Raw genomic sequence first — 15,858 nt, 5'->3', positions numbered from 1 at the left:
GTTGTACTTGCCCGCGCAGCACATGTATTTAGCGCTTACGGCGGCTCATAAAAGCCAAACGTTCAAGAAGCATCACATCTTGTTCGTTCTTAATGAGTGCGCCTGCCAACGGTGGGATGGCTTTAGTTGGATCGCGTTCACGCAAGACTTCCTCGCCGATGTTGTCTGCCATTAACAATTTAATCCAGTCTACGAGTTCGCTCGTTGAGGGCTTTTTCTTCAGGCCAGGGATTTGGCGTACTTCAAAAAACACATCCAACGCTTGACTTACTAAGGATTGGCTGATGTCTGGATAGTGTACATCAACAATCTTCTGCAAGGTGTTGCGATCAGGAAAAGCAATGTAATGAAAAAAGCAGCGGCGTAAGAATGCGTCAGGTAATTCTTTTTCATTATTGGAGGTAATAATAATGATCGGGCGGTTTTTAGCCTTAATGGTTTCATCTGTCTCGTAGACATAAAATTCCATTTTATCGATTTCTTGCAGTAAGTCGTTGGGAAACTCAATGTCTGCTTTGTCGATTTCATCAATCAGTAGAATAACGCGATCTTCGGATTCAAAGGCTTCCCAAAGCTTACCTTTATTGATGTAGTTGCGTACATTGTGCACTTTGTCTGAGTTTAGTTGTGAGTCGCGCAAGCGGCTCACAGCATCGTATTCATATAAGCCTTGGTGAGCTTTAGTGGTTGACTTAATGTGCCAAGTGATAAGTTTGGCGCTAAAGGACTCTGCTAGTTGCTCTGCTAACATCGTTTTACCTGTACCTGGTTCACCTTTAACCAGTAAAGGCCTTTCTAAGGTAATAGCGGCGTTAACTGCTAGTTTAAGATCATCGGTGGCAACGTAGGATTGAGTACCTGAAAACTTCATATATAACCTCAGCAAGACTTGCGTATTATTGTTATCAGTTCATAGATTAATGCTTGTAATGCGGTCTACTATACCTTGCCCATCTTGTATTTGTGAACGTTACAGCTTTTTTAGTCACTCTGTGTGCGTTGATTGTTATAAATGATACTGGACGCTTAGGGCACAGAGCTTTAGGCTCTCATTAATAAAAAGCAAACAATTGAGGAATTTTCCATGAGTGGATTTTATGCTGATAATGCGCAAAGTGTAGGTAATACTCCTTTGGTGCAGATGAATCGTTTAGGTCCAAAGGGCGTTACGATTCTAGCTAAGGTTGAGTCACGCAATCCAGCCGGTTCAGTTAAGTGTCGCGTTGGTGTAGGCATGGTTCAAGCTGCAGAAGCGGCAGGGTTATTAAAACCAGGTGTCACTATGGTTGAGCCGACCTCAGGTAATACGGGTATCGGTTTGGCTTTTGTTGCAGCTGCACGTGGTTATAAGTTGATTTTAACCATGCCGTCTTCTATGAGTTTAGAGCGCCGTAAAATCCTCAAGGCGCTAGGTGCAGAGTTGGTTTTGACTGAGCCTGCTAAAGGTATGAAAGGTGCAATTGACAAAGCCAATGAAATTGCCGCTAGTAACCCTGAGAAATATCTCGTTTTACAGCAGTTCGATAATCCAGCGAACCCTGATATCCATGAGAGGACGACAGGGCCAGAAATTTGGCGTGATACTGATGGTGCGGTTGACGTATTGGTTAGTGGCATTGGTACCGGTGGTACTTTAACAGGGGTTTCACGTTATATTAAAAACACCTGTGGAAAGCCTATATTGTCAGTTGGTGTGGAGCCGAGTGCTTCGCCTGTGATCAGTCAAGTATTGGCGGGACAGGAGGCTGCACCATCACCGCATAAAATTCAAGGTATTGGCGCGGGTTTTGTACCAAAAAATCTCGACCTGACAATGCTTGATCAGGTTGAGCAAGTTACTGATGATGAAGCCAAGCAGATGGCACTGCGCTTAATGCGTGAAGAAGGTATTTTATGTGGAATTTCTTGTGGTGCAGCGATGGCAGCTGCGGTACGTTTGGCTGAACAGCCTGCTATGCAGGGTAAAACTATAGTGGTGATTTTGCCTGACTCAGGCGAGCGCTATTTGTCCAGTATGTTGTTTGATGACCTCTTTACGGAGCAAGAGCTTACACAATAAGTTAGAGGTAATGGGCCCCTGTATCGCTGCAAGTCGACGCAGGGGTTGGAGGTTTTATTGAGGGAGTGTGACTGATGGCGATTGATTTTCCGGCTGTAGCGATTGCGCGACAGATCCTAGATCGTTTTGATGATTATCGAGAACGGTTTCGTGAAATCACTAACTTAGGCCGCGAGCGTTTTGAAAAAGCTCAGTGGCAAGAGATTCAAGAAGCCTCAGCCGCGCGTATCCAGCTATATAAGATTTGCGTCACTGAAGCACGTGATGCTTTGCTGCGTCAATATGGAGAAGACATACTGCTGAATATTGAGTGCTGGCCGCAGATAAAGAACTCTTATATTGGGCAAATTGATTTACGTCTTGATGATGAGTTGTCTGAAACCTGGTTTAATTCGGTTTTTAATAGTCTTTTCAGTCATGACTTGATCAGTGACAGCTGTATGTTTGTGCACAGTACACGTGCGGCATTAAGTGCTCACGATGCACCGATGCAAATTCGTACGTATCGTCCAGAAGGTGATTTAGCGACCACTTTGCATCAAATCAGTGAGGACTATCGCTTTGTAGTTGATTATGAAGATCAATCTCGTGACTTGCAGCGTTTAGAAAAGCGTTTACGTGCAAACTTGCCTGACTGGGTTTGTAAAGATCCTGAGCTGTGTATTGAGCTCTATAGTTCGCGCTTGTATCGTAATAAAGGCGCCTATATTTTGGGACGTATTTATACTCAAGATGAGCAGTGGCCACTGGTGATACCGATGCTTAATCGCGAGGGGCTCGGTATTTGTATGGATACAGTGATCACTGATGAGGCCGAAGTGTCCATTATTTTCTCGTTTACTCGCTCCTACTTTATGGTCCGCGTTGCTTACCCTGCGGAGTTCATTAGTTTTTTACGCCGTATTTTACCGCGTAAGCATGTCTCTGAGCTGTACACTTCTATCGGTTTTTATAAGCAAGGAAAAACTGAGTTTTATCGCGCTTTGGTGAAGCATTTAGAAACTACTGAAGATAAGTTTATGATGGCACCTGGGGTGCGCGGGATGGTCATGACAGTGTTTACTTTGCCAGGCTTTAACACTGTTTTTAAGTTGATTAAAGACCGCTTTTCACCGTCCAAAATGGTGGATCGAGCGACCGTTATTGATCGTTACCGGTTGGTGAAGTATGTGGATCGTGTTGGGCGCTTAGCAGATACCCAAGAATTTGCGGATTTACGCTTTCCGGTGGCTAAGTTTGAGCCAGAGTGTTTGGCAGAGTTATTAGAGGTTGCTCCGGCCACAGTTGAAGTGCAAGGTGATGAGGTGCTAATTCGACACTGCTGGACTGAGCGACGAATGACGCCGCTGAATATTTATCTGGAAACGGCCAATGAACAACAGATTATCGATGCTTTAGATGATTATGGCTTAGCCATCAAACAATTGGCTGCAGCGAATATTTTTCCTGGTGATATGCTATTGAAAAACTTTGGTGTGACGCGACATGGTCGAGTCGTGTTTTATGATTATGATGAGATTACCTATTTGACAGAAATAAATTTTCGGAGAATCCCTGAGCCACGCTATCCAGAAGATGAAATGTCCGCTGAGCCATGGTATTCGGTGGCACCGAATGATGTATTTCCTGAAGAATTCCCACGTTTTTTATTTACTGATCACCAACTGCGTAAGCAGTTTAAAGAGTTGCATGCTGACTTATTTACCGCAGAGTTTTGGCAAGGGCTGCAAGCGGCAATTCGAGAGGGTAAGGTGATTGATGTGTTTCCATATAAGCGTAAGGGAATCGAGTGAGTGATAGAACTCAGATGCTGCTCAAGTGATTATATTTTAGTCGTTGAGAAGCTTAACATTGCGCGGTATAATACCGCGCTTCCATTTTTCCCGTTCGGGAGCGTGCAAAATTATGCTGCGTATCAGCCAAGAAGCTCTGACCTTTGATGATGTATTACTAATCCCCGGTTACTCCGAGGTATTACCCAAAGAAGTCAGTTTGAAAACCCGTCTTACACGGGGTATTGAACTTAATATTCCATTGCTTTCAGCTGCAATGGATACCGTTACTGAATCGCGCCTTGCCATTGCGATGGCACAAGAAGGTGGCATCGGTATCATTCATAAAAACATGACAGTCGAACAGCAGGCTGCAGAAGTGCGCAAAGTAAAGCGTTACGAAACTGCAATCGTGCATGATCCTGTTACTGTCACTCCAGATACTAAAATAATTGATCTATTAAAGCGCGCGGATGAACTTGGTTTTTCAGGTTTTCCAGTGCTTGATTCAGATCAGCAGTTAATTGGTATTGTGACTGGTCGTGATCTACGTTATACGCCAAATGCTGGCGATACTGTTGCAGCCATTATGACACCAAAAGATCAATTGATTACTGTGCAAGAAGGTACTGGTTTAGAAGAAATTAAAACCAAGCTTTATGAGCACCGTATTGAAAAAATGTTGGTGGTCAATGAGTTGTTTCAGTTACGCGGCATGGTCACATTCCGTGATATTGAAAAAGCAAAAAGCTATCCTTTTGCGTCTAAAGATGAGCAAGGCCGTTTGCGCGTAGGCGCGGCAGTTGGTACTGGTGCCGATACCGAAGAGCGTATCGCTGCCTTGGCTGAGGCCGGTGTTGATGTTGTTGTTGTTGATACAGCGCATGGTCACTCTAAAGGAGTGATTGAGCGTGTTCGTTGGGTTAAGCAGAACTTCCCTGATCTGCAAGTGATTGGTGGAAACATTGCCACTGGCGAAGCAGCATTAGCGCTTGTTGAAGCGGGTGCTGATGGCGTTAAGGTAGGTATTGGTCCGGGCTCTATTTGTACCACGCGTATTGTTGCAGGTGTAGGAGTGCCGCAAATCTCTGCGATTGCTAATGTTTCTGCTGCTTTAGAGGGTACAGGCGTACCTATGATCGCTGATGGTGGTATTCGTTTCTCTGGTGACTTATCCAAAGCCATCGTTGCTGGCGCTAATGCTGTCATGATGGGATCTATGTTTGCAGGTACGGAAGAATCACCGGGTGAAATTGAACTCTTCCAAGGACGTTCATACAAGTCATACCGTGGCATGGGTTCGATGGGGGCGATGGCGCAAGCTCAGGGATCCTCTGATCGTTACTTCCAAGATACTAGTGCGGGTGCTGAGAAGTTAGTACCTGAAGGGATTGAGGGGCGTGTACCTTATAAGGGCGCAATGTCGGCAATTGTCCATCAGTTGATGGGTGGCTTACGTGCCTCAATGGGGTATACCGGCTGCGCAACCATTGAAGAGATGCGTACTAAGCCTCAGTTTGTACGTATTACTGGTGCGGGAATGGCTGAGTCTCATGTCCATGATGTACAGATCACCAAAGAAGCACCAAACTATCGAGTCAGCTAAGCTGCACTCATATGTGTTAGACAAACCGCCGTATTGAGGCGGTTTGTCCTTTTATAAGTTTATAAACCGTTATTGAGACCTACCCCATGGCTGCCCAAGATATTCATGCCCACCGTATTTTAGTTTTAGATTTCGGTTCGCAGTACACCCAATTGATTGCTCGTCGCATTCGTGGCATTGGTGTGTTCTGTGAAATCCACCCTTTTGATGTGAGCGAAGAAACTATTCGTGAGTTTAACCCGCGCGGTGTCATCTTATCCGGTGGTCCTGAGTCAGTACATACGGATAATAGCCCACGTGCGCCGCAGTTGATCTTTGATTTGGGTGTTCCAGTGCTAGGCGTCTGCTATGGTATGCAGACTTTGGCGCAACAGCTCGGTGGTCAAGTTGAAGGTTCAAGTATTCGTGAATTTGGTGCTGCCCGTGTTGATGTTATTGCAGACAGCTTACTACTTAATGGTTTGCGTGATGCTCCAACAGCTACTTCAACTGAAGGTTTGGACGTTTGGATGAGCCATGGTGATAAAGTGACTGTATTGCCAGAAGGCTTTACCATCACGGCCAGCACTGCAAGTTGTCCAATTGCAGCCATGGAAGATGCATCACGTAATTACTATGGCGTGCAGTTTCATCCTGAAGTGACGCATACTGCGCAAGGTTTAGAAATTTTACAGCGTTTCGTATTAGAGATCTGTGGTTGTGAAGCCTTATGGACTCCGGCGAATATCGTTGAAGATGCGATTGCCAAAGTGCGTGCTCAGGTTGGTGAGCGTAAGGTGCTGCTAGGTCTGTCTGGCGGTGTAGATTCGTCAGTGGTTGCAGCTTTATTGCATAAAGCCATTGGTGATCAGTTAACTTGCGTGTTTGTAGATCATGGTTTGTTGCGTTTGCACGAAGGTGATCAAGTGATGCGTATGTTTGCAGAGAACATGGGCGTAAAAGTGATTCGTGTGGATGCCGAGCAGCGTTTCTTAGATTTGCTCAAAGGCGAGTCTGACCCAGAGGCGAAGCGTAAAATCATTGGTCGTACGTTCATTGAGGTCTTTGATGAAGAGTCGGCTAAACTAGAAGGCATTGATTTTTTAGCTCAAGGTACGATTTATCCTGATGTGATCGAGTCAGCGGCGGTTAAAGGTGGTAAAGCGAGCGTGATTAAGTCACACCACAATGTGGGGGGCTTGCCGGAAGATATGAAAATGGAGCTAGTTGAGCCGCTCCGAGAACTGTTTAAAGATGAAGTGCGTAAGTTAGGTGTAGAGCTAGGCTTACCGCATGATATGGTATATCGCCACCCATTCCCTGGGCCAGGTTTAGGTGTACGTATCCTGGGTGAAGTCACTAAAGAGTACGCAGACATTCTACGCCAAGCGGACCATATTTTTATTGAAGAGTTGCGCAAGGCTGGTTGGTACGATAAAACCAGTCAGGCGTTTGCGGTATTTTTGCCAGTGAAGTCTGTTGGTGTTGTAGGCGATGCACGTCGCTATGCATGGGTTGTTTCGTTGCGTGCAGTGGAGACGATCGATTTTATGACAGCGCGTTGGGCACATTTGCCTTACGAACTGTTAGAAACCGTTTCTGGCCGTATTATCAATGAGATCGAAGGCATTTCTCGCGTTGTTTACGATGTTTCGAGTAAGCCGCCGGCGACCATTGAGTGGGAATGATTTTAATCTAAGCGCTGATGGTGCTGCCCAGTAATTTAAAAAGGCTCATGATTTATTCATGGGCCTTTTTTTATGATTTAAAAAATATTATTAACTTGTATATAGTTTAAATGGGTGATGGAATAGCTAGAGCAAAGTCGCATAGTGAGAAGAGTAAGCGTGGGCCTATTGTATCAGTAGAGGCTTGATTAGCTTTAGGTGATCTTGTGTTGATAGAGCGCTCAGAGCTGCTGTTAGGGCTTAGTAAAGAAAGTTGAGTGGCAGCTGCTTATTATAAGCGCTGTAGGTTAGTCATTGCTTTTTTAGCGGTGATAGCAAATTGAATGAGGCATATAAGAATAATAATGGCAACCCATGAAGAATATGATTTTATCGTTATAGGCGCTGGTTCGGCTGGTTGTGTACTGGCTAATCGCTTATCAGCAAATCCTGCGTACAAAGTTTTGCTGTTAGAGGCAGGTGGGTCGGATAAAAGTCCGCTAATTCATATGCCGGCTGGTTTCTTTTTAATGCTCAAAAGTGGCAAGTTCAGTTGGCGCTATCAAACCGCACCGCAAAAACATCTGAATAATCGTATCTTGCATGATGCGCGTGGCAAGGTGTTAGGTGGCAGCAGCTCCATTAACGGCATGTGTTATAGCCGTGGCGCACCGGAAATTTTTGACTTATGGGCTGAGCAGGGCAATAAAGGATGGTCATACGCTGAAGTGTTGCCTTACTTTAAGCGAGCGGAAAACTATGAGCATGGAGCATCTGAGTTTCATGGTGGCGATGGTCCATTAGCAGTCACGCAAGCTAAACATATGAATCCTACACAGAAAGCTTGGTTGGAGGCGGCTCAGGAGGCGGGTTTTCCTTATAGCAATGACCATAATGGCGCAAAGCCTGAAGGCTTCGGCCCTTGTGATAGCACCATTAAAAATGGGCGACGAATCAGTACGGCAGTGGCTTATTTGAACCCCGTTAAAAATCGCCAGAATCTTCATATTGAAACTCATGCGTATGTGACTCGATTGCTCTTTACAGGCTTGCGCGTGACGGGTGTTGAATATGTGCAAGGTACTGATACAAAGCAGGTTTTTGCTCAACGAGAAGTTATTTCCAGTTGTGGTACTTTTCAGTCTCCGCAGCTGCTGATGCTGTCTGGCATTGGTGATGCAGAGCATTTGAATGAGTTCGGGATTAAACCAGTGGTTGACTTGAAAGGTGTAGGGCAGAACCTGCATGACCATATTGGGACTGCTGTGCAAATGACATGCCCCTTGCCAGTGACAGACTATAAGTTAATCAGTAGTGCTGCAGCGAAGGTTTCTGCTGGGTTGCGTTATCTTTTAACGCGGCGCGGCCCTTTAGCGAGTAACAGTATTGAAGCCATTGCCTATTTGCGTTCCGGAGCGTATGGGCATGATGAGCTGGATTTGAAGTATTATCTTGTTCCTGTACTGACTGGGGATGGAGAGTTGGTGAAGGAACATGGGGTTACCAATCTTATTATTTTAACACGGCCAGAGAGTCGAGGGCAGTTACGTTTGAAGTCAGCGGACCCTATGGATAAGCCGATCATCGATGCCAATTACCTAGCGGATGAGCGTGACCGTGAGGTATTACGTCGTGGGGTGAGAATTGCACGGGAGATATTTTCCCAGCCTGCCTACACCCCTTATCGTGGTCGAGAATATTTACCTGGTGCGGACTGTACCAGTGATGAAGCATTGGATGAATTCTTCCGTAACACTTGTAGTGTTAATTATGAGGCAGTAGGTACCTGTAAAATGGGCCATGATGCAATGGCTGTGGTTAATGACAAGCTGCAGGTTCATGGTGTTGAAGGATTGAGAGTCGTAGATGGGGCAGTTATGCCACGAATCACTACCGGAGATCCTAGTGCGTCAATTATTATGATTGCAGAAAAAGCTGCTGATTTGATTTTGGAGGCAGTGCAATAGTGTAAGTGCGCAGAATGAGGTTGGCGTCGTGGGTAATAGTTGTTTCTTTAATTGCTTGTATGTGGGTTGGAAGGGCTTGCTTGAAAGCAATTAGACTGTGCAGTTATAAGCATGAGAAAATCATTGTGCAGTTTGAGGCGATCAGGTAACTTAAAAATTGAGTTTGGCGTGAGTGTTCGCGCGCTTTTCAGGTGGTCAAAACTAGGAGTTGCATATGGCAGGTTGGTTTGAATTAAGCAACAGCAGCGATGGTCAGTTTCGTTTTGTTTTAAAAGCCGGTAACGCTGAAATAATTTTGACAAGTGAGTTATACAAGCAAAAAGCGTCTGCCTTGAACGGTATTGCTTCTGTACAAAAAAATAGCAATTTAGATGAACGTTATGAGCGTAAAGAGGCAAAAAACGGCAAGCCGTACTTCAATCTAAAAGCTACAAATCATCAGGTGATCGGAAATAGTCAAATGTATGCATCAGAAGCAGCACGTGATAATGGCATCAAAAGTGTCAAAGCCAACGGTTCTACCGACGTCATTAAAGACTTTACTGTATAATTTAAACTTCCTTTTATATTGACATCTTTCTCGCCCTAAAGGGTGGGAGGATGTCCAACATTTGGATATGAGAGCAGGTAAAAATTAGCTCGGGCAGTGTGTTTGTGTGCATTACTGTTTAAAATGGCTACTGTATTTATTATGCAGTGAAGACAGTAGATGCCTGATCAAAATAATGCTACAGAACAAGATATATTGTTTATGCAGGAAGCTTTGCAGCTTGCCGAACAGGGGGCTGCTCTAGGTGAGGTGCCGGTTGGTGCCGTATTGGTGCAAGAAGGTGAGATCATTGGACGTGGTTTTAATTGTCCGATTAGCTTAAATGACCCTAGTGCTCATGCAGAAGTACAGGCTATTCGTGATGCTGCGACACAACTGAAAAATTATCGTTTACCGCAGACAACACTTTATGTCACGCTCGAGCCTTGCCATATGTGTGCAGGCTTGATAGTGCATGCACGTATTGCCAAGGTGGTATTTGCGGCAAGCGAACCCCGTGCAGGTGCAGTAGAAAGTAGGGGCTGTTTCTTTTCTCAGTCTTTCTTAAATCATCGTGTTGTTGTTGAAGGCGGGGTTTTAGCGCGAGAATCTGCACAAATGCTACGAGCTTTTTTTCGAGCTCGGCGCTAGGTGGCATTATTGACTATTAAGTGCAGGGGCTTGATTCTGATTGCTGCTAGGTTTGATACCAGGTGTATGACTGCCACTAACTCCAGTGCCTTCAGTTTGTGGTTGAGTGACCCAGGTTAAAATATCGTAATAACGGCGAATATTATTGACAAAGTGTACAGGCTCACCTCCGCGAGCATAGCCATAGCGAGTTTTGCTATACCATTGTTTTTGCGCCAGTCGTGGCAGAATGCTTTTCACGTCTAGCCACTTGTTTGGGTCTAGGCCTTCAGCTTCGGTGAGTTTGCGAGCATCTTCAAGGTGACCCATACCAACGTTGTAAGAGGCAAGCGCAAACCAAATGCGGTCGGACTCGTAAATGCTGTCAGGTAGCTGTTTGATTAATTGCGCAATATAGCGTGCTCCACCGTTGATACTTTGAGTTGGATCTAGACGGTTGGTTACACCCATGGCCTTAGCTGTGCGGTTAGTGAGCATCATTAATCCACGGACACCCGTCTTAGATGTAGCGGTTGGTAGCCAGTGTGATTCTTGATAGCCCATCGCTGCCAGTAGACGCCAATCAACATTGTATTTTTTCGCAGCATTACGAAACGCTGCCTCATAATTGGGCAAGCGTTGTTGTAAATGGTGGGCAAAGGCATTAGCACCGACATAACCTAAGGTGTCAACGTGGCCGTAATAGCGTTCGGTCAATTGTTTTAACAGCCCTGATTGTTTGGCGTTGGCTAAGAAACGATTGATCTCGTTGAGGAGAGTGACGTCGCTAGTAGTGGGGATTGCCCAGCTTTGTTGCAGGTTATCTTCTAAAGTAAAAGCCACTTGTATATTTGGAAAATACACTTGATTCATGGCCACTTCATTGGAATTCACTAAGGTTAAATCTATTTGCTTTTCATCAACCATGCGCAGTAAATCAATGGTTTCAACTTGATCGGACACGTCATAGTTGAGCTTAGGCAGGTCTTGTTTGATGCGTTTAAGGTTGTCCTCGTGAATGCTGCCCTGGAGTGCCAGTATATGTTTGCCAGCTAGTTGTCGGATATTACGCGGGCGTGAATCTTTTCTGTGGTAAATAAACTGAGATGAGACGCTTAAATAAGGATCAGAAAAGCGTGCCTTATCGAGGCGAGCAGTGCTGCTAATCAGTCCAGCAGCTGCTAGTTGCGGGCCGTTTGCGTTATCAAGCCGAGCAAAGAGCTGTTCAATATTGTCTGCGGTTTCAATTTTTAATTCGACACCCAACTGTTCAGCGAAGCGTTTAACCAATTCATACTCAAAGCCTGTTTCGCCGTTGCGGTCTTGGAAGTAGGTTGAAGGACTGTTGCGTGTAATGACATGCAAAACCCCCTGCTCCTGAATGCGTTCAAGGGTTGTCGGTGGCTTACCACAACCGTTGAGCATTAAGAGTAAGCTGGTCGCATAGCCTATTAGGAGGCTGCGAATTGGGGTAAACGTCTGGAGATACATGTTTGCAGTATACGCAAAAGCGACTTGTCACAGCAAAGAAAAGCAGTTTAAGTTGGGAGAATATATGTTTTTTTAGGTGGACTTAAGCAAACAAACGCTTAAATGACAGATATGGATGGTCATTTACTGCTGTGGGCACTAGAATATCCGCTTATTTCTTACAACTTTTCTGAGGCTGTCACGACGATGCTGATCTTGCGCGGCGCTCCTGCCCTTTCTGCTTTTCGCCACGAGAAACTATTTGAACAATTGCGCCAGAAGGTTCCTTCTGTTGCGAATGTTTACGCAGAGTTTGCTCATTTTGTTGAGGTTTCATCTGCGTTAAGCAGTGATGAGGGCCAAGTCCTAAGCCGTTTGCTTAAATATGGCCCAAGTGTGCCGAGCCAAGAGCCAAGCGGACGCTTATTTTTAGTAGTGCCCCGTTTTGGCACTATTTCACCTTGGTCCAGTAAAGCAACGGATATTGCTAAGAACTGTGGCCTTGATAAAGTACAGCGTATTGAACGCGGTATGGCGTATTACATTGCTGGGGAATACAGTGAAACTGAAGCACAGCTGATTGCTGCTGTGTTGCATGATCGCATGACTGAGCTTGTATTAGGTGCGATGGAAGAGGCCTCGGCACTCTTTAGTCATGCTCAACCACGCCCATTAGCGGTGGTGGATGTCTTAGAGGGCGGATTTAAAAGCCTAGAAAAAGCGAATCTTGAGCTTGGTTTAGCCTTGGCTGAGGATGAAATCGAATATTTGGTGGAAAACTTTAAAAAACTCGGTCGTAACCCGCACGATGTTGAGTTGATGATGTTTGCTCAGGCGAATTCTGAGCACTGCCGTCATAAGATTTTTAATGCAAGCTGGGATGTAGATGGAGAGGCTCAAGAAAAATCTTTGTTTGCCATGATCAAAAACACCTACCAAATGAACAGTGAAGGTGTTTTGTCAGCCTATAAAGATAATGCTTCAGTGATTGAAGGCTTCACTGCCGGACGTTTCTTTCCAGATCCTGAAACGGGTGAGTACGCAGCTCATCAGGAGCCAATCCACATTTTGATGAAGGTTGAAACCCACAACCACCCAACAGCTATTGCACCTTTTCCAGGGGCTTCTACAGGTTCGGGCGGTGAGATTCGCGATGAAGGTGCGACTGGTCGTGGTTCTAAACCTAAAGCAGGCTTAACCGGCTTTACTGTATCTAACTTGAATATTCCTGGCTACATTCAGCCGTGGGAAGTGCCTTATGGTAAGCCCGAGCGTATTGTTGATGCGTTGGACATTATGATCGAGGGGCCATTAGGCGGTGCTGCTTTTAATAACGAGTTTGGTCGTCCGGCAATCACAGGTTACTTCCGTTCGTTTGAGCAGGCTGTAGATAGTCCTCGTGGAACGGAAGTGCGTGGTTATCATAAGCCTATTATGTTAGCTGGTGGGCTAGGAAATATCCGCGCTGAGCACGTACAAAAAGATGAGATTGCTGTCGGCAGTAAGTTAATCGTTTTGGGTGGGCCAGCTATGTTGATTGGCCTAGGTGGTGGCGCTGCATCTTCTATGGCGACAGGTGCTTCTTCTGCTGATTTAGATTTTGCTTCAGTGCAGCGTGAAAACCCAGAGATGGAGCGTCGCTGTCAGGAAGTGATCGACCGTTGTTGGCAGCTAGGCGAAGACAACCCTATTAGCTTTATTCATGACGTGGGTGCTGGTGGTTTATCCAATGCTTTTCCTGAGTTAGTTAATGACGCCGGTCGTGGTGGTGTCTTTAATTTGCGTGATATTCCAAACGATGAGCCAGGCATGAGTCCGCTAGAGATTTGGTGTAATGAGTCGCAAGAACGTTATGTAATGGCGGTTAAGCCTGAGAACTTGGAGCGTTTTGCTGCAATTTGTGAGCGTGAGCGTTGCCCGTTTGCTGTGGTTGGTGAAGCTACAGAAGAGCGTCATCTGACTGTGGCCGATAGTTATTTTGATAATAAACCGGTTGATATGCCATTGGATGTATTGCTTGGTAAACCACCACGCATGCATCGCAGTGTTGAGCGTGAAGCGGAGCATGTTGATGATTTTGCAGCGGACTGCTATGACTTAACAGAAGTTGCTGATCGTGTTTTGCGTCACCCAGCTGTTGGCAGTAAGAGTTTTTTGATCACTATTGGTGACCGCAGTGTAACTGGGTTAGTCGCTCGCGACCAGTTTGTAGGTCCGTGGCAGGTGCCTGTGGCTGATTGTGGTGTAACTGCAAGCAGTTTCGACTCTTACTACGGTGAAGCTATGGCGATGGGAGAGCGTACCCCTTTGGCTGTCCTTGATGCACCAGCATCGGGTCGTATGGCTGTAGGAGAGGCTGTAACTAATTTGGCTTCTGCGCGCATCAATAAGATTTCTGATATTCGATTGTCAGCAAACTGGATGGCAGCAACAGGGCACCCAGGTGAGGATGCACGTTTATATGACACGGTAAAAGCGGTGGGCATGGAGTTGTGCCCTGAACTAGGCATTACAATTCCTGTGGGTAAAGACTCCATGTCGATGAAAACCAGTTGGGAAGATGAGGGCATTGAAAAGTCTGTCACTTCACCACTGTCGTTGGTCATTACGGGGTTTGCACCTGTTATTGATATTCGTCAGACCTTAACGCCACAGCTGCGCTTAGACAAAGGTGAGACTCAACTTGTTTTGATTGACTTAGGTCGTGGGCAAAACCGTTTAGGTGCCTCTATCTTTGCACAGGTTTACAGTCAGGTAGGGCAAACGACACCAGATGTGGATAGCGCAGCAGATCTCAAAGCGTTCTTTGGTACAGTGCAAGATCTAAATGCACAACAGAAATTATTGGCTTACCATGATCGTTCAGATGGTGGGTTATTGACCACTGTTCTAGAAATGGCTTTTGCTGGACATTGTGGTTTAGAGCTTAAATTAGATGCTTTGCAGGTGAGTGCTGAACAGGTCAATGCTGCGTTACTCAACGAAGAGTTGGGTGCGGTAGTGCAGGTGTTAAGTAGCGATCTTGATGTTGTGTTGGCAGCCTTTGCTGATGCAGGTTTGGCTGATTGCGTGAGTGTGATTGGTCGTCCTATTGCAGGTGAGGCTATACAGATTAGTTTGGCTGATACGAATATTTTCACTGCTGAACGTCATTTGCTGCAACGTGCATGGACCGAGACCAGTTACCAGATTCAGCGTTTACGAGATAATGCGGAGTGTGCTGATCAGGAGTTTGCAGCACTGTTAGATACTAACAATCCAGGTTTATCTGCGAGTTTAACCTTTGATATTAATGAAGATATCACGGCGCCTTATATTAATGTTGGAGCGCGTCCGCGCGTTGCTGTATTACGAGAGCAGGGGGTAAACGGCCATGTGGAAATGGCCGCAGCTTTTGATCGTGCTGGGTTTACTGCCGTGGATGTACATATGAGCGATGTGCTCGAAGGCCGTATTGATTTAGAGACTTTCAAAGGTCTTGTGGCGTGTGGTGGTTTCTCTTATGGTGACGTTTTAGGTGCTGGTGAGGGCTGGGCAAAGTCGATCCTGTTCAATAGTCGTGCACGTGAAGCCTTTGCTCAGTACTTTGACCGTAACGATAATTTCACCTTAGGTGTGTGTAATGGTTGTCAGATGCTATCGAATCTGACAGAGCTGATTCCAGGGACAGAATTCTGGCCGCGTTTTGTACGTAACCAGTCTGAGCAGTTTGATGCTCGTGTTGCTATGGTTGAAGTGCAGGAGTCAGCATCGATCTTCTTGCAGGGCATGGCTGGCTCACGCATGCCGGTTGCTGTGGCGCACGGGGAGGGACGTGCCGAGTTTGCAAGTCACGAGGCTATGCTAGCTGCTAATACTTCAGGCGGTGTCAGCCTTCGTTATGTGGATAACTATGGTAAGGTTACAGAAGGTTACCCAGCAAACCCTAACGGCTCTGCTAACGGTATCACGGGTTTAACGAATCATGATGGTCGCGTGACTATCATGATGCCGCACCCTGAGCGTTTATTCCGAGCAGTACAGAACTCTTGGTATCCTGATAACTGGCAAGATGATGGTGCATGGTTACGCATGTTCCGAAATGCTCGTGTTTGGGTAGACTGAGTCCATCTGAGTTGTTGTGAACGCCGCTGTTTTATCAGCGGCGTTTTGCATTTTTCTGGAAGGGTTAGATTGTGT

General features: G+C 45.8%; 10 protein-coding genes. 8 read left to right on the top strand and 2 right to left on the bottom strand.

From position 1 onward, the window contains the following. Window positions 1-28: 28 nt before the first annotated feature. Window positions 29-871, bottom strand: coding sequence for an AAA family ATPase (locus TOI97_RS01215; RefSeq protein ID WP_321552297.1), 843 nt, complete (start codon window positions 869-871; stop codon window positions 29-31). A gap of 213 nt (window positions 872-1,084) precedes the next feature. Here TOI97_RS01215 and cysK point away from each other — a divergent pair, with 213 nt between their 5' ends. From cysK to tadA, 7 genes are all read left to right on the top strand, one after another. Then, entirely contained in the window at window positions 1,085-2,059 is a 975-nt protein-coding gene (gene cysK, locus TOI97_RS01210; RefSeq protein ID WP_321552296.1) for a cysteine synthase A, read from the top strand. Window positions 2,060-2,133: 74 nt separating this feature from the next. Continuing rightward, window positions 2,134-3,852: a bifunctional isocitrate dehydrogenase kinase/phosphatase gene (gene aceK, locus TOI97_RS01205; RefSeq protein ID WP_321552295.1), complete on the top strand. Its 1,719-nt coding sequence runs from the start codon at window positions 2,134-2,136 to the stop codon at window positions 3,850-3,852. Between the two features lie 112 nt (window positions 3,853-3,964). Then, window positions 3,965-5,437, top strand: a complete 1,473-nt coding sequence (guaB, locus tag TOI97_RS01200; protein WP_321552294.1) for an IMP dehydrogenase — start codon at window positions 3,965-3,967, stop codon at window positions 5,435-5,437. Window positions 5,438-5,523: 86 nt separating this feature from the next. Next, window positions 5,524-7,104 carry a glutamine-hydrolyzing GMP synthase gene (guaA, locus tag TOI97_RS01195; RefSeq protein WP_321552293.1) on the top strand — a complete coding sequence of 527 codons (1,581 nt, stop codon included), beginning with the start codon at window positions 5,524-5,526 and terminating at the stop codon, window positions 7,102-7,104. A 344-nt stretch (window positions 7,105-7,448) separates the two neighbouring features. Further along, entirely contained in the window at window positions 7,449-9,050 is a 1,602-nt protein-coding gene (locus tag TOI97_RS01190; RefSeq protein WP_321552292.1) for a GMC family oxidoreductase, read from the top strand. Between the two features lie 214 nt (window positions 9,051-9,264). After that, window positions 9,265-9,600 (top strand): YegP family protein, encoded by a 336-nt coding sequence (locus TOI97_RS01185; RefSeq protein WP_321552291.1) that lies wholly within the window; start codon window positions 9,265-9,267, stop codon window positions 9,598-9,600. A 159-nt stretch (window positions 9,601-9,759) separates the two neighbouring features. Beyond that, window positions 9,760-10,230: a tRNA adenosine(34) deaminase TadA gene (gene tadA, locus TOI97_RS01180; protein WP_321552290.1), complete on the top strand. Its 471-nt coding sequence runs from the start codon at window positions 9,760-9,762 to the stop codon at window positions 10,228-10,230. Between the two features lie 6 nt (window positions 10,231-10,236). Here the strand turns inward: tadA and mltF are convergent, their stop codons facing one another. Next, window positions 10,237-11,700 (bottom strand): membrane-bound lytic murein transglycosylase MltF, encoded by a 1,464-nt coding sequence (mltF, locus tag TOI97_RS01175; RefSeq protein WP_321552289.1) that lies wholly within the window; start codon window positions 11,698-11,700, stop codon window positions 10,237-10,239. A 186-nt stretch (window positions 11,701-11,886) separates the two neighbouring features. On the opposite strand from mltF, the gene purL reads away from it, so the two are divergent. Then, the gene (gene purL / locus TOI97_RS01170; protein WP_321552426.1) at window positions 11,887-15,783 is read left to right on the top strand and encodes a phosphoribosylformylglycinamidine synthase; all 3,897 of its coding nucleotides are present in this window, start codon (window positions 11,887-11,889) and stop codon (window positions 15,781-15,783) included. Window positions 15,784-15,858: the final 75 nt, after the last annotated feature.

This window comes from Denitrificimonas halotolerans (assembly GCF_034259425.1).
GTDB classification, from domain to species: Bacteria; Pseudomonadota; Gammaproteobacteria; order Pseudomonadales; family Pseudomonadaceae; genus Denitrificimonas; species Denitrificimonas halotolerans.
Note: the sequence above shows the minus strand (reverse complement) of the source record. Positions and strands in the feature narration are given on the sequence as shown.

What these genes read in the sequence shown, in the direction of transcription:
- TOI97_RS01215 (WP_321552297.1), bottom strand. Translation starts at nt 871, where the DNA reads ATGAAGTTTTCAGGTACTCAATCCTACGTTGCCACCGATGATCTTAAA.
- cysK (WP_321552296.1), top strand. Translation starts at nt 1,085, where the DNA reads ATGAGTGGATTTTATGCTGATAATGCGCAAAGTGTAGGTAATACTCCT.
- aceK (WP_321552295.1), top strand. Translation starts at nt 2,134, where the DNA reads ATGGCGATTGATTTTCCGGCTGTAGCGATTGCGCGACAGATCCTAGAT.
- guaB (WP_321552294.1), top strand. Translation starts at nt 3,965, where the DNA reads ATGCTGCGTATCAGCCAAGAAGCTCTGACCTTTGATGATGTATTACTA.
- guaA (WP_321552293.1), top strand. Translation starts at nt 5,524, where the DNA reads ATGGCTGCCCAAGATATTCATGCCCACCGTATTTTAGTTTTAGATTTC.
- TOI97_RS01190 (WP_321552292.1), top strand. Translation starts at nt 7,449, where the DNA reads ATGGCAACCCATGAAGAATATGATTTTATCGTTATAGGCGCTGGTTCG.
- TOI97_RS01185 (WP_321552291.1), top strand. Translation starts at nt 9,265, where the DNA reads ATGGCAGGTTGGTTTGAATTAAGCAACAGCAGCGATGGTCAGTTTCGT.
- tadA (WP_321552290.1), top strand. Translation starts at nt 9,760, where the DNA reads ATGCCTGATCAAAATAATGCTACAGAACAAGATATATTGTTTATGCAG.
- mltF (WP_321552289.1), bottom strand. Translation starts at nt 11,700, where the DNA reads ATGTATCTCCAGACGTTTACCCCAATTCGCAGCCTCCTAATAGGCTAT.
- purL (WP_321552426.1), top strand. Translation starts at nt 11,887, where the DNA reads ATGCTGATCTTGCGCGGCGCTCCTGCCCTTTCTGCTTTTCGCCACGAG.